Annotated in this window: 13 protein-coding genes; 5 read left to right on the top strand and 8 right to left on the bottom strand. The window is 40.5% G+C overall.

All coding sequences use genetic code 11. From position 1 onward, the window contains the following. Position 1: 1 nt before the first annotated feature. Together rnhB and lpxB are read right to left on the bottom strand one after the other, a co-directional pair. The gene (gene rnhB, locus J8L73_RS02450) at positions 2 to 604 is read right to left on the bottom strand and encodes a ribonuclease HII (protein ID WP_211014563.1); all 603 of its coding nucleotides are present in this window, start codon (positions 602 to 604) and stop codon (positions 2 to 4) included. Next, entirely contained in the window at positions 594 to 1,751 is a 1,158-nt protein-coding gene (gene lpxB / locus J8L73_RS02445) for a lipid-A-disaccharide synthase (protein ID WP_211014561.1), read from the bottom strand. Before lpxB ends, rnhB begins: the two co-directional genes overlap by 11 nt. 297 nt (positions 1,752 to 2,048) lie before the next feature. Between lpxB and J8L73_RS02440 the strand changes: the two genes are divergently transcribed. From J8L73_RS02440 to cydC, 5 genes are read left to right on the top strand one after another with little or no spacing between them, the layout of a single operon-like run. After that, complete coding sequence (locus J8L73_RS02440) at positions 2,049 to 3,632, top strand: cytochrome ubiquinol oxidase subunit I (RefSeq protein ID WP_211000654.1); 1,584 nt, start codon at positions 2,049 to 2,051, stop codon at positions 3,630 to 3,632. Then, positions 3,629 to 4,768 carry a cytochrome d ubiquinol oxidase subunit II gene (cydB, locus tag J8L73_RS02435; RefSeq protein WP_247659539.1) on the top strand — a complete coding sequence of 380 codons (1,140 nt, stop codon included), beginning with the start codon at positions 3,629 to 3,631 and terminating at the stop codon, positions 4,766 to 4,768. The genes J8L73_RS02440 and cydB overlap by 4 nt, the downstream gene beginning before the upstream one ends. Positions 4,769 to 4,780: 12 nt before the next feature. After that, positions 4,781 to 4,945, top strand: a complete 165-nt coding sequence (gene cydX / locus J8L73_RS02430; protein WP_058548368.1) for a cytochrome bd-I oxidase subunit CydX — start codon at positions 4,781 to 4,783, stop codon at positions 4,943 to 4,945. Further along, positions 4,935 to 6,707, top strand: a complete 1,773-nt coding sequence (cydD, locus tag J8L73_RS02425; RefSeq protein ID WP_211014559.1) for a thiol reductant ABC exporter subunit CydD — start codon at positions 4,935 to 4,937, stop codon at positions 6,705 to 6,707. Before cydX ends, cydD begins: the two co-directional genes overlap by 11 nt. Continuing rightward, the gene (gene cydC / locus J8L73_RS02420; protein ID WP_211014557.1) at positions 6,700 to 8,442 is read left to right on the top strand and encodes a thiol reductant ABC exporter subunit CydC; all 1,743 of its coding nucleotides are present in this window, start codon (positions 6,700 to 6,702) and stop codon (positions 8,440 to 8,442) included. The genes cydD and cydC overlap by 8 nt, the downstream gene beginning before the upstream one ends. On the opposite strand, the gene J8L73_RS02415 is transcribed toward cydC, so the two are convergent. From J8L73_RS02415 to bamA, 6 genes are all read right to left on the bottom strand, one after another. Beyond that, on the bottom strand, positions 8,425 to 8,817 hold the full coding sequence (locus tag J8L73_RS02415; RefSeq protein ID WP_211014555.1) for a septal ring lytic transglycosylase RlpA family protein: 393 nt from the start codon (positions 8,815 to 8,817) through the stop codon (positions 8,425 to 8,427). The genes cydC and J8L73_RS02415 overlap by 18 nt on opposite strands. 146 nt (positions 8,818 to 8,963) lie before the next feature. Then, positions 8,964 to 9,734 carry an acyl-ACP--UDP-N-acetylglucosamine O-acyltransferase gene (gene lpxA / locus J8L73_RS02410; protein WP_211014553.1) on the bottom strand — a complete coding sequence of 257 codons (771 nt, stop codon included), beginning with the start codon at positions 9,732 to 9,734 and terminating at the stop codon, positions 8,964 to 8,966. Between the two features lie 2 nt (positions 9,735 to 9,736). Further along, positions 9,737 to 10,189, bottom strand: a complete 453-nt coding sequence (gene fabZ, locus J8L73_RS02405; RefSeq protein ID WP_211000659.1) for a 3-hydroxyacyl-ACP dehydratase FabZ — start codon at positions 10,187 to 10,189, stop codon at positions 9,737 to 9,739. Positions 10,190 to 10,215: 26 nt separating this feature from the next. Next, positions 10,216 to 11,238, bottom strand: a complete 1,023-nt coding sequence (gene lpxD, locus J8L73_RS02400; protein WP_211014551.1) for a UDP-3-O-(3-hydroxymyristoyl)glucosamine N-acyltransferase — start codon at positions 11,236 to 11,238, stop codon at positions 10,216 to 10,218. A gap of 7 nt (positions 11,239 to 11,245) precedes the next feature. Beyond that, on the bottom strand, positions 11,246 to 11,764 hold the full coding sequence (locus J8L73_RS02395) for an OmpH family outer membrane protein (RefSeq protein ID WP_058548375.1): 519 nt from the start codon (positions 11,762 to 11,764) through the stop codon (positions 11,246 to 11,248). Positions 11,765 to 11,775: 11 nt separating this feature from the next. After that, positions 11,776 to 14,247, bottom strand: a complete 2,472-nt coding sequence (bamA, locus tag J8L73_RS02390; protein ID WP_211014549.1) for an outer membrane protein assembly factor BamA — start codon at positions 14,245 to 14,247, stop codon at positions 11,776 to 11,778. Positions 14,248 to 14,267: the final 20 nt, after the last annotated feature.

The raw sequence follows: 14,267 nt of genomic DNA, 5'->3' as shown, positions 1-14,267 counted from the left end.
TTTACGCCTCACCCTTAGCTTGCATTAATACGCGCTGCACAGGTTTAAAGCTTTTACGGTGCTCATCTATTGCGCCATATTGCTCAAGTGCTGCAAAATGCGCTTTTGTTGGGTAACCTTTATGCCCTGCAAATCCATATTGTGGGTAGCGTGTATCGAGTGCAATCATTTCATCATCACGCGCTACTTTAGCTAAAATAGAGGCTGCTGATATTTCGGCCACTAGGCTATCGCCCTTAACAACCGCCTGCGCTGGCATAGTTAGTTTTGGTATACGATTACCATCTATAAATACAAATTCAGGCTGTGTGCTTAGCCCCTCAACTGCACGGCTCATAGCAAGCATGGTGGCGCGTAAAATATTTAATTCATCAATTTCAGTTGGACTACAACGGCCATATGCATAGCACAGTGCTTTTTCTTTTATTTCTAAGGCAAGAGCTTGGCGCTTTTTATCTGTTAGCTTTTTTGAGTCAGCTAAACCTGCAATAGGTTTAGTAGGGTCGAGTATTACCGCAGCGGTAACTACATCGCCTACAAGCGGGCCGCGCCCTACTTCATCTACACCGGCAATAAAGGTTACGTTAGGTCGTTCAATTTGCATTTATTAACTCCGCCACAGCATTAGCTGCTTGTTCGCTGGCATTTAATCTAATTTTTTCGTGAATAGCTAAAAAGCGTGCTTTTAATTCTTTGTTGTCGGTATTTAACATAGGCGTAAGTGCACCTGTTAAATTGGCTACATTACATTCGCTTTGTAAAAATTCAGGCACAAGCTCTTCATCGGCCAATAAGTTAGGCAGCGAAAAATACTTAATATTAAAGGTAAATAAAGTTTTAAAAATCCAATAGCTCATCGGCTTTATTTTATAACCTACTACCATTGGCTTTTTATAAAGCATGCCTTCAAGTGTTGCCGTGCCTGAAGCAAGTAATATGGCGTCTGCCGCTTGCATCGCTAATTTTGATTGCCCATCTAGCAAACTAATATTAAGGTTAGGTGCTGTGGCATTTAAAATATCAATAAACTGGGCTTTGCGCTTTTCGTTTACCAGTGGCACCACAATTTTAAGATTTGGATTTTGCGCCTGCAGCTCTGCTGCCGTTTTTATATAGGTTTCGCTTAATAAACCGACTTCAGAGCCTCGACTACCCGGCAGTAACGCAAGTACTTTATCACCTAGGCTTAGCCCTAGCTCTGCACGCGCTTGGCTGTCGTCGTGCTCAAGGGCTATATCATCAGCAAGTGTATGCCCTACAAATGTACAAGGAACTTGGTGTTTATCGTAAAATTCTTTTTCAAACGGCAATAATGCAAGCACTAAGTTAGTAGCAGCACTTATTGTGTGAATACGCTTTTCGCGCCATGCCCACACAGACGGGCTTACATATTGAATAGTTTTAATGCCTGCCTCTTTTAATGGTTTCTCAACGCGAAGGTTAAAATCGGGGGCATCTATACCAATAAATACATCGGGTGGATTATCTACAAAATGCTGTACAAGCTGTTTGCGTATTTTTAGTAAGCGAGGCAAGCGCCCTAATACTTCAACAAGCCCCATTACCGACAGCTCATCCATATCGTAGAGTGTTTTACAGCCTTGAGCCTGCATTTTAGGCCCAGCAATCCCTTCAAAAATAGCATCAGGGAAATGTACTTTAAGTGATTTAATTAAACCTTCACCTAAAATATCGCCCGACAGTTCACCTGCCACAATACCAATACGTAGTTGTTTTTTTTCTTTATTCATTCGATTTTATTTCACAAGTAAACCAGGCGTTCATACGGTTTAGTTTACCGTGTTTTAGTGTTTGATTAAACGCTTTAAATTAATGGTTTTTGTAACTAAAACCTCCACAAAAGATTGTTTGTTTTTAATACTGATGTAGCATGGTAAATATATATTAAGTTTTTCTAATATGTTTATTGACAAAAATTGTGCAAAAGTAAATAATATTCCAAACTTTCAGTAATTACTGAAAGTTCATTAAATTTAACTTTGCCAACTTTATTGCCTTGTTAACCCGTCACCCTCAAGGAGCTAAAAATGATAGATGAAACCTTTGTGGATCTATCGCGATTACAGTTTGCTGTTACCGCACTCTTCCACTTCTTATTCGTGCCTTTAACCATAGGTATGACCTGGATATTAGTTATTATGGAATCGGTTTATGTTATGACCGGCCGCGAGATTTACCGCGACATGACTAAGTTTTGGGGAAAGTTGTTTGGTATTAACTTTGCAATTGGTGTGGCAACAGGCCTTACCATGGAGTTTGAGTTTGGTACTAACTGGTCTTATTACTCGCATTATGTGGGTGATGTATTTGGTGCGCCGCTCGCTATTGAAGGCTTAATGGCATTCTTTTTAGAATCAACCTTTGTGGGTATGTTCTTTTTGGGCTGGGATAGGTTAACTAAACGCCAACACTTAGGTGCAACATTTTTAATGGCACTGGGTACGAACATGTCGGCACTTTGGATTTTGATTGCTAATGGTTGGATGCAAAACCCGGTTGGGGCAGAATTTAACTATCAAACTATGCGTATGGAAATGACTAGCTTTGCAGAGCTTGTATTTAACCCCGTAGCACAAGTTAAGTTTATTCATACTGTATCGGCGGGTTATGTAGCAGCCTCTATGTTTGTGCTAGGTATAAGTAGTTGGTACATATTAAAAGGCCGTGATCTAGCCTTTGCTAAGCGCTCGTTCTCGGTGGCATCGGGCTTTGGTTTAGCTTCCATACTATGTGTGATTTTATTAGGTGACGAATCGGGCTACGAAGTAGGCGAAGTTCAAAAAGTAAAACTAGCAACAATAGAAGCAGAGTGGCATACAGAAGAAGCCCCTGCTGCATTTACAGCTATTGGCTTTCCTGATTCAGACGAGCAAGTAACCCATGCGGCGGTAAAAATCCCTTACGCACTGGGTTTAATTGCGACACGCTCTTTAGATGAGCAAGTAACAGGTATTTCTGATTTAGAAAAGCAACACGAAGTACGTATACGTAATGGCATGATTGCTTACGAATACCTTGAAAAACTAAGAGGTGGTGACAATACACCTGAAAACATAGCCAAGTTTGATACGCTTAAAGACGATTTGGGTTATGGCTTATTGCTTAAACGCTACACGCCAAATGTAGTAGATGCGACCGAGGAGCAAATTCAAAAAGCAGTGAAAGACTCCTTCCCTCGCGTTGGCCCTATGTTCTGGTCGTTTAGAATAATGGTTGCCTGTGGCGTAGCTATGTTGGCAGTGTTTATATTGGCATTTTACTACAATGCACACCGTATTATTGAGCAAAAACGCTGGTTACTGTGGGCTGCGGTACTGAGTATTCCACTGCCTTGGATTGCCATTGAATTTGGCTGGATTGTTGCCGAGTATGGCCGTCAGCCTTGGGCAATATCTGAAATTTTGCCGACCTTTTTAGCGACCTCGTCACTGACGGTAAACGATATTTTAATTAGCTTAACTGGGTTTATTATTTTTTACACTGGCTTGGCTATTGTGGAAGGTTGGTTAATGGTTCGCTTTATTAAACAAGGGCCAAGCTCATTACATACTGGTAAATACCACTTTGAGTTACCAAATAAAGCAGATAAAGATGCAGGAGAGCAATTATGATTTTTGATTATGAAACATTAAAAATGCTGTGGTGGTTGCTCATTGGTGTGTTACTTATTGGCTTTGCTATTACCGATGGCATGGATATGGGCGTGGCTATGCTGCTACGCCTAGTAGGTAAAACAGACTCAGAGCGTCGCACAGTAATTAATACCATTGGCGCGCACTGGGATGGTAACCAAGTATGGTTTATTACCGCAGGCGGTGCTTTATTTGCAGCGTGGCCTATGGTGTATGCAGCGGCATTTTCGGGTTTTTACTTTGCTATGATGCTGGTGCTATTTGCATTATTTTTTAGACCTCTTGGTTTTGATTACCGCTCTAAAATAGATTCTAAACGCTGGCGTAACAACTGGGATTGGGGCTTGTTTGCAGGCAGTGCAATTCCGGCTTTAGTATTTGGTGTGGCGTTTGGTAACTTGTTTTTAGGCGTACCGTTTAATATTGATAATTTACTGCGTGTAAGTTATCAGGGCTCTTTTTTTGGTTTATTGAATCCTTTTGCATTGCTTGCAGGTTTAATTAGTGTGGCTATGTTAATTGCTCATGCGGGTATGTGGTTACAACTACGTACCGCCGATGCAGTAGCTGAACGTTCAGGGCAATATGGTCGCTATGCACTAATGGTATTTATTGTACTGTTTGCTGGCGCTGGTGTTTGGGTTGCTAATATTAATGGCTATCAAATTATCTCTATGCCGGACACGCAAAGCCATGCCGACCCTTTAGCTAAAGTGGTAATAACAGCAAAAGGCGCTTGGCTTAATAACTACAGTGAACGCCCATGGACAATGACCTTCCCTATTTTAGGGTTTGTAATGGCACTAAGCGCATTGTTTTTCTCAAAAATTAATAAGCCTGCGCTTGGCCTTGTTTCTACAAGTGTCATGTTAATAGGCATTATTATGACGGCGGGCGTATCACTATTCCCATTCATTATGCCTTCAATTAATAATCCTGATATTAGCTTAACTATTTGGGATGCGGTATCTAGTCATAAAACGCTGAATATTATGTTTGTTGCCGTAGTTATTTTTATACCGCTAATACTGGCCTACACCACGTGGTGTTACGTAAAAATGTGGCGCAGAGTAACGGTAGATGAAATTGAAAACAACACTCACGGTAGCTACTAAGGAGACTAAATTATGTGGTATTTTGCTTGGATTTTAGGTGTACTTTTAGCCTGTACCTTAGGTGTAATAAACGTAATGTGGTACGAGTTTCACCAAAATAAAAACAGCATAGCTGACGATGAACAACCTATGCACGATTTATTAAACGAGAAAAACTCAGCTAAAAATGACGACTAACCCTCGATTAGATCGCGCGCAGCAGCAGTCTCTGCGCGCTTTTTTAAAGCTACAAAGTAAACCCGCTGCAATGTGGTTAAAGTTAAGCATTGCACTGGGTACTTTTAACGCTATTTTAATGATTGCAGGGGCTTACTTACTCGCCCAAACTATTCATAATGTAATGTTTGAAGGTAAAAGCCTTGCTCAAGTAACCCATTTACTATGGCCACTTGCAGGCATTATTTTACTACGAGCGCTTTTTTTAGCGCTAAGTGAAAGGCTAAGTGCCTTTGCTGCACTTAAAATCAAATCGGCTATGCGCCAAACCTTATTAACCAAATTAACCCAATTAGGGCCTAGCTACATTGAACAACATGGTCAAGGAGCAACGCTTAACACCTTGCACGATGGCGTTGAAGCATTGCACGACTATTACGCTAAATACTTGCCTGGTGTTGCTTACAGTGCCCTTATTCCTATAGCAATTTTGGTGGTAATTTTTCCAACCGACTATAAAGCGGGTTTAATATTTTTACTAACCGCTCCGCTTATTCCCTTTTTTATGATTTTAGTTGGATCTAAAGCTGAAGATTTAAATCAAAAACGTTGGAAACAACTTGCCGTTTTAGGTAACTACTTTTTTGACCGCATACAAGGTTTAACGCAACTTAAGCTATTTAATGCCACCCGCACTGAGCTTAAACATATTGCTAAAATTTCTGATGATTTTAGACACGCTACACTCGATGTATTAAAAATTGCTTTTTTGTCATCATTTGCGCTGGAATTTTTAGCCACTATTAGCGTGGCACTCGTTGCGGTAATAATTGGCTTTAGGCTATTTTTTGGCACGCTAGATTTTGCAACCGGCTTTGTAGTGCTGCTACTTGCCCCTGAATTTTATTTACCACTTCGCCAATTAGGCAGTCACTACCACGCTCGCTTGCAAGGTATTAGCGCTGCAGCCGACATGGTAACTATTTTAAATGCGCCGCTTCCTGAACAGTCACAGCAAAACAACGCGCACGTTAGCGAGCCTATAAATACAATAAACATTAACAACTTAAATTTTACCTACCCAAACAGTAATGAAGGTATAAAAAATATAAACTTAGCCCTACCCAATAAAGGCTTAGTAGCTGTAGTTGGGGCGAGTGGCTCAGGTAAAAGCACTTTATTTGATTGCATATTAGGGTTTCACCCTCGGGTGATTGGGCAAATCAGTATTAATGACAAGCCACTAGATGCAACTAATATTAATATGCTACAAAATAAAATTGCCTGGATCCCGCAAACGCCAACGCTATTTTATCAAAGCATTAGCGATAACATCAAAATAGCTAAATCAGATGCTACACAATTAGAGCTTGAGCAAGCAGCACACCAAGCTGGCGCTTTAGATTTTATAAACACATTACCTAATGGCTTTAATACATTGATAGGTGAGCAAGGTGAAGGGCTTTCTGGCGGACAAAAGCAACGCATCGCCCTTGCTCGTGCATTTTTAAAACAAGCGCCTATTTTAGTACTCGATGAACCAACGGCACATCTTGATAGCCAAACAGAGCTGCTTATTCAGCGTGCAATAAATGATTATGCAAAAACACATTTGGTACTGGTTATAGCTCATAGGCTTAATACAGTAAAAAATGCCAACAATATTATTGTTATGCAAAATGGTGAGGTAGCGCAGCAAGGCACATACTCACACCTTGCTCAGCAAAATGGTGCGTTTAAAACACTGCTAAGCACTCAAGTGCAAGGATCTGATAATGACTAATTTTATTAGGCTATTAAAGCTTTGCCGCCCGCACTATAAAGCTATGTTGCTGGGTACTTTTTTAGCCACTTTAACTGTACTTGCAAACGTGGGCTTACTCGCTATATCGGGTTGGTTTTTAGCCGCAATGGCGGCTGCAGGTATTGCTGGCGTGCAAATGAACTACTTTACACCCGCAGGGACTATTCGATTTTTAGCGATTGTTCGTACCGCATCACGCTATGGTGAGCGCTTAGTAACGCATAACGCGACGTTTTTATTGCTTAGCGAAATTCGCGTAAATATGTTTGCAACGCTAAGTAAGCTAAACAATGTAGATTTAGCAATGAGCCGCAGCGCAGATTTAGTAAACCGCCTACAGAACGATGTTGATGCCCTAGATAAATTTTACTTAAACATATTACTGCCTATGCTAGTAGCGCTATTAAGCATACCTATTATTATGGTGTTTATGGCGGCCTATAATGTAAACGTTGCGCTTATTTGTTTTACTGGCATTTTATTAATTGGTGTTGTTTTACCAGCTTTATTAAGTGCTAAATTAAATAAAAATAGCCATAAAGAAACACAGCTCAGTGCTCAGCTTAGAGCTGAACTTTCAGATACGCTAACAGGCCTTAGAGAGCTTAGTATTTATCAAGCAAGTGGCAATCAAATTTCAAAATGTGATGATTTGAATGAACAGTACAACCAGCAACTTTATAGTCGTCACAAAGCACTGGCAAACAGTGATGGCTTAAGCTTGCTGGTAGTGCAATTAGCCGTGCTGGGCGCCATTGTTACTATTGTGCCGTTGGTTTACAGCGGAGCCATGGTAAATGTAGAGCTTGCTATGCTAAGCCTATTTGTATTGGCAAGCTTTGAAAGTGTATTGCTCCTCCCAAATGCTTTTATAGAGCTACCTAATGTACTAAAAGCCGCAGAGCGACTATTTACACTTCAAGATAAAGTGTCTGATCAGAGCAACAATCACAGCGCTTTAATTGATACTCAGTTTGATAAAAATAATACCGCACTAACACTTAATAACATTAGCTATAAATACGATGAGCATAATGCATTAACTGATGTGAGCTTTATGCTAAAAGCGCAACAAAAAGTAGCCATTGTAGGTAGAAGCGGCAGCGGTAAAACCACGCTTGTAAATTTGCTAACTGGGCTATGGCCTCTTCAGCAAGGCAGCATTACGTTGGATGATCAAACTAACTCGCAAGAACTACACTCACTAAGCAATGACACCCGCGCAAGCGTTATAAATATATTAGCGCAGCAGCATCATATTTTTGATGGCACCCTGAGTGAAAATTTACGCTATGCTGCACCAAGTGCGACAAAAGAAGAAATGCTTGAAGCCATTAAACTTGCGCAGCTAGAGCCTTGGTTTAATGATTTACAAGCGGGTTTAAAAACACGTTTAGGTACCGGTGGCAGAAACGTATCCCAAGGGCAATCAAGGCGTATAGCGATTGCTCAGGCTTTATTACAAAACCCCGCTATTTTAGTACTTGATGAGCCTACCGAAGGGCTAGATAACCAATCTAAGCAAACCGTGATGAACGCCATTATGCAGGTAATGAGTAACGCAAGCGTACTTACAATTACCCACGACCCTGCTCTTCTGACTCAAATGAATAATGTTATATGGTTAGAAGACGGTAAAGTAGTTGCACAAGGCTCTCATAAAGAGCTCAGTAGCGCTTATCCAGATTATGTGGCACTAACTACCCGGTTTTAATACCTTAACAGACACGTCAATAACGCCGACTTTAGGGTCGGCTATCTTTTTAAACATGCTTTTTGATAAATCGATAATACGGCCACGTACATAAGGGCCTCTGTCATTTATCCTTACTATGACTGATTTATTATTAGCGAGGTTAGTAACAACCACCTTAGTACCAAAATCGAATTCTAAATGAGCAGCTGTTGCAGCTTGCTGGCTAAAGCGCTCTCCATTAGCAGTTATTCTTCCGTGATATTTATCAGCATAAAAAGATGCTTTTCCTACTTGAGTTATTTCTCCTGTAGATGACTTAATGAGTGGCTGGCTACTACAAGCGGCTAAAACTGAAGTAATAAAAAGAGTAACAACTAACTTAGGTAAACGCATAGAATGACTTTTATTATAAAAATTAAGCGCATACTAACGTGAGTACCCTGAGTATTAACTGAATTGGCTTTAAACTCAGGGCAATAAAAAACCACCTTCGATTTAACATCTAGGGTGGTTTTTAATGCTCAAAACAAAGCTTGTAATTATCTTACAATACCGCGCTCTGAGGCTTTAACAAAATCTATCATGGTTTGCACTGCTGGAAACTTTGCAGCGTCTTCACTTAGTGAAGCTATGGCTTCGTCAACACCTAAGCTCTTACGATAAAATGCTTTATAAGCACGGCGTACTGCCATTATTTCATCGCTTTCAAAGCCACGGCGTTTCATGCCTTCTTTGTTGATTGCTGCAGGACCTGCTGGCATACCAATAGTAGTAACAAATGGAGGTACGTCTTTATTAACACCTGAGTACATGCCAATAAATGCGTGGTCACCAATTTTACAAAACTGATGAACACCCGAGTTACCACCTAAGATAACCCAATCGCCTACGTGTACATGGCCTGCAACACTTGCGTTATTAGCAAAAATAACGTTATCACCAATTACTGCATCGTGCGCTACATGGGTATAAGCCATAAATAAGTTATTGCTACCAATTTTAGTAACACCTTGGTCCTGAATAGTACCGCGGTGAATGGTTGCACACTCACGAATAACGTTGTTATCGCCCATAATTAGCGTAGTAGGCTCGTTGTTGTATTTTTTGTCTTGGCAGGCTTCGCCTACTGACGCAAATTGGAAAATATGATTTCCAGAGCCAATGATAGACGGCCCTTTAACAACAACGTGAGACTCAATAATACAGTCATCACCGATCACAACATCATTGCCAATATAGCTATACGGACCAACTGAGACATTGTTGCCTAGTTTAGCGCCAGGTTCGATTATTGCTGTAGAATGTATCACTATTAAAACTCTCTTCTCGCACACATAATTTCGGCACTACATACTACTTTGCCATCGACTTTTGCTTCAGCGGCAAATTTCCATATATTGCGACGCTCTTTTAAAAACTCTACATGCAGATGCATTGTATCGCCAGGAACTACTGGTTGTTTAAAACGCGCATTATCTACAGCAGCAAATAAGTAAAGCTCGTTATCGCTACGGTTTTCTACAGTTTTAAACCCTAATAAACCAGTGGCTTGCGCCATTGCTTCTAATATTAGCACACCAGGAAAAATTGGCTGATTTGGAAAATGGCCAGTAAAAATAGGCTCGTTAATAGACACATTTTTAATTGCATGTAGTGACTCGCCAGGCGTAAAGTCAATAACACGATCAATTAAAAGCATCGGATAACGGTGTGGTAATAAACTTAAAATTTCTTGAATATCAAGGCTATTTAATTCGTTTGCCAAAATAGCATCCTTATTAGTGTTCAACGTTATGACTTAGCCAATGCTTCAAGCGCTTTAAGACGTGACTTCATGTCTGAAAGGTTACGCAAGTGAGCAATTGATTTACGCCATTCTTTATTAGTTGTATGGGGCATACCTGATGAGTAAACACCTGGTTCGGTGATTGATTTAGTCACCATACTCATACCGGTAATTATAACACCATCACATACAGACATGTGACCGTTAATTGCAGTCATGCCGCCAATTTGACAGTTTTTGCCAATGGTAACGCTTCCTGCAAGTACGGTGCAGCCAGCAATCGCTGTGCCCGAGTTAACTTCAACGTTGTGTGCTATTTGACACTGATTATCAATAATAACATTGCTATGGATAATGGTGTTATCTAGTGCGCCACGGTCAATAGTAGTACTTGCGCCTACTTCAACCTTGTCGCCTATAATCACTGAGCCAAGTTGGGGTATCTTTACCCACTGCCCGCGCTCATTGGCATAGCCAAATCCATCACTACCAACAACACTATTTGCTTGAAACAAACAATCTGCGCCAATCTCAACATCGTGATAAATAGTCACACTAGGCCAAAGCTTAGTGCCAGAGCCTATTTTAACACGTTCTCCGATAAAACTGTTCGGACCAATTTGCGCGTTATCACTAATAACAGCTTCAGCTTCAATTACAGCATTAGCGCCTACCGCGGCACTGTCGCTTACAATAGCTGAAGGGTGAATAGTTGCACTTGGGTGTATACCTGTAGAGGCCGAGCGAGGCGTAGTATCCATAAATTGTGCTAGTTTAGCGTAACTCACATAGGGGTTAGCAACTATCACTTTACTGCCTTCAAAAAATTCAGCATCAGCTTGGCTAACTATTACAGCACTAGCTTGTGTAGTTTCAAGCTGCGTACGATATTTTGAGTTCGCTAAAAATGCAATATGCCCAGTACGGGCATTTGCAAGTGTCGCTATTTTTTTTATTTCTAAAGCGCCATCACCTTGGAGCTCGGCGCCTAGAAGTTCCGCAATTTGCGAAAGCGTATAATTTTGCATAGAGTGATTATTTCTTGCTAACAGCTGCTACAACTTTAGATGAAAGATCAGTTACTTCTTTAGGGTTAAAGTAGATCGTTGTGTCTTTAACTTTAACTTCATCGAAGTCGCCATCTTTAGCAATTTCTTCAATTGTTTTGATGATCACACCTTGAACTTTAGCAAGCTCTTGGTTTTGACGTGCTTTAATTTCTTGCTCTAAAGGACGACCTTGTTCAGCAAGATTTTTTTGCATGCCCTGAATCTTGTCACGTAATGCATCTTTTTGAGCTTGGCTCATCGTTGTGCTTTCGCGCTTAAATTTTTCTGCTTCAAAGCGAATATCGCCTTGTAACTTTTCAAGTTCTTGGCGGCGCTCTGCAAACTCAGTTTGTAGCGATTGTTCAATTTTAGCCATTTGAGGAATTTGCTTGTAGATTTCTTGCATATCAACGATACCTACTTTATGTGCAAATGCACTTGCTGAAGTACCCATCATTAATGTTGCTAAAACTGCTACTGCTGTTGATTTAAATAATGTTTTCACAAAAAACTCCTTTAGAAAGTATTACTAATGTTAAAGCTGATCGTTTTCGTATCGTCATCTTCTTGTTTTTGCAATGGATACGCAAAACTGATCAACATTGGACCCATCGGAGAGATCCATTGTAATGAAAGACCGGTTGAAACCCTAAAACGCATTGGGTCTGAGTAGTCATCTAATTTAGCACGCTCATCTGGCGCTAAGTTTTGATAGCGGTCTACGCTAAATTCAGTATCCCATACGTTCGCAGCATCTACAAAGAAGCTTGTACGTACAGAACTGGTATTTTCTTCATCTAAGAACGGCGTAGGAACAATTAGCTCCATACCCGCTACCGCTTTAGCGTTACCACCAATACGGCCTTGTGGAATCAATATATCGAACTGATCTGCTCCACCTATACTACCTGTTGTTGTGCCATCAGCACCAGGAGTACCCGGAATAGATTGCGGTATACGTGATACGGCACGTGGCAATATTGTATTACGGTCAAAGCCACGTAGTTCCATCTCTGTAATTTGGAAGAACTCTTGGAATGGTAATGTTTGCTCATAACCATTTGTGGTCCCATAACCATTACCGTAACCAAGCGCTGCACGCGTTGAAAACACCCAACGATGATCGTTTGATATTGGCCAGTAAAAACGCGAGTCGTAGTTCAGCTTAAAGTATTGAAGATCTGAGTTAGGCGTAGTGGCTGTTAAATTTAAGGTTTGGCGCGAACCCGCTGTCGGGAATAAACCACGGTTAACGGTAATACGCGACCAACCTACACTTAGCTCATATTTGGTAAAGTCAAAGCCAGCATCAGGATTTTCTGGATCTAGGAACGTTTCACGAAGAACACGAGTTTGTTCGTACTCGGCAATATCTGAAAGCTCTTCTTTTATCCAACGAACACCGAAGTTAACACGATTTACAGCATCAACTGGGAAACCAATATTGGTACCTATCCCGTAACTTTTCGATTTGTAGTCTACTAAGCTAAATTTACTTGCATCGTAGTTAGTGTAAAAAATACTACTACCTTGCGATACGCCGTCTGGCGTGAAGTAAGGGTCAGTGTAAGATAAGCTTATGCTTTCAGAGCCTGTTGAAGTATTTAGATTTAAACCGATTTGGTTACCCGTACCTAAAAAGTTAGATTCAGTCACACCAATATTAAACTGCAGACCAAGGTATGAACCATATGCAAGACCCGCATTAAAGCTACCCGCTGATTGCTCTTTAACTGTAAAATCTACATCTACTTGATCATCAACACCAGGTACAGGTACTACGTTAAAATCAACATTTTCCATATACGGTAGACGCTGAATTTGTAATTTAGAACGCTCAAGGTTTTGATTAGATAACCATGCACCTTCTAGCTGCGTCATTTCACGGCGAAGAACTTCATCGGCCGTGTTTTGGTTACCACCTACAATGATACGACGAACGTATACACGTTTACCCGGGTTTACCGAAAGTGTTAGCTGAACTTCTTGCTTTTCGTCATCAATTTCAGGAATTGTACGTACTTCAGCATTGGCATAACCAAATCGTGCTAAGTAACTTTTAATAAATTCTTCCGATGAAGTCACTACTGAGCCGTTATATAACTCACCTGCACGAAGTGGAATAACGCTTTTGATTAAATCTTCACGTCCCAGTAAATCACCAATAAAGTCAAAGCCTTTAACGGTATATTTTACGCCTTCAGTTAAGTTAGCTGTAACGTAAACTGATTCACGTTCAGGGCTCACTGATACTTGCGTTGAATCGATATTAAAACGTAGGTAACCACGGTCTAGGTAGTAACTACGAATTTTTTCTAAATCACCTTCAATGGTTTGTTTTTGGTAGCGATCGCTGCCCATAAACTGCCACCACGGTAAATCTTGTTGCGATTCAGCAAGTTTTAAAAGCTCTTCATTAGAAAACAGCTCGTTACCCACTAAGTTAATTTGACGAATTGATGCGGCATCACCTTCATCAAATTCAAGTTTTAGCTTTACACGATTACGTGGCAGTTTAGTAACGCTGATATCAACTTTAGCGTTGTATTTACCAATACTGTGGAAAAACTCAACTAGACCCTTTTCGATATTATCGATGACGGTTTTATCAAGTGGCTCACCTTGGCGAATATCTTGCTGATCTAGAGATTCATTAAGCTGCTCGTCTTTAATATCTTTATTGCCTTCAAACTCAATAAAGCTAATTGTAGGACGCTCAGTTACTTTAAAAATAACGTTGTTGCCATCGCGAAGCGCTTTTATGTTGTCAAAGTGCCCAGAACGATAAAGTGACTTTATTGTTTTTGAGATCGTATAGTCATCTACGTTATCGCCTACGTTAATAGGAATATGCGTAAGCGCTGCACCAAGTGCTACACGCTGCAAACCTTCAACTTTTAGGTCTTCAACAATAAAGGAGTTTTGGCCTAGGGCTGCAAAGCTTGCACCCAATAAACTTGTTACTGCCAAATGTTTTTTTATAGCCATTTTATTATCTTTATCCTTTA

The sequence above is a fragment of the Pseudoalteromonas sp. MMG006 genome (assembly GCF_018101025.1).
GTDB lineage: Bacteria > Pseudomonadota > Gammaproteobacteria > Enterobacterales > Alteromonadaceae > Pseudoalteromonas.
This window is presented reverse-complemented; position numbering and strand designations above follow the sequence as displayed.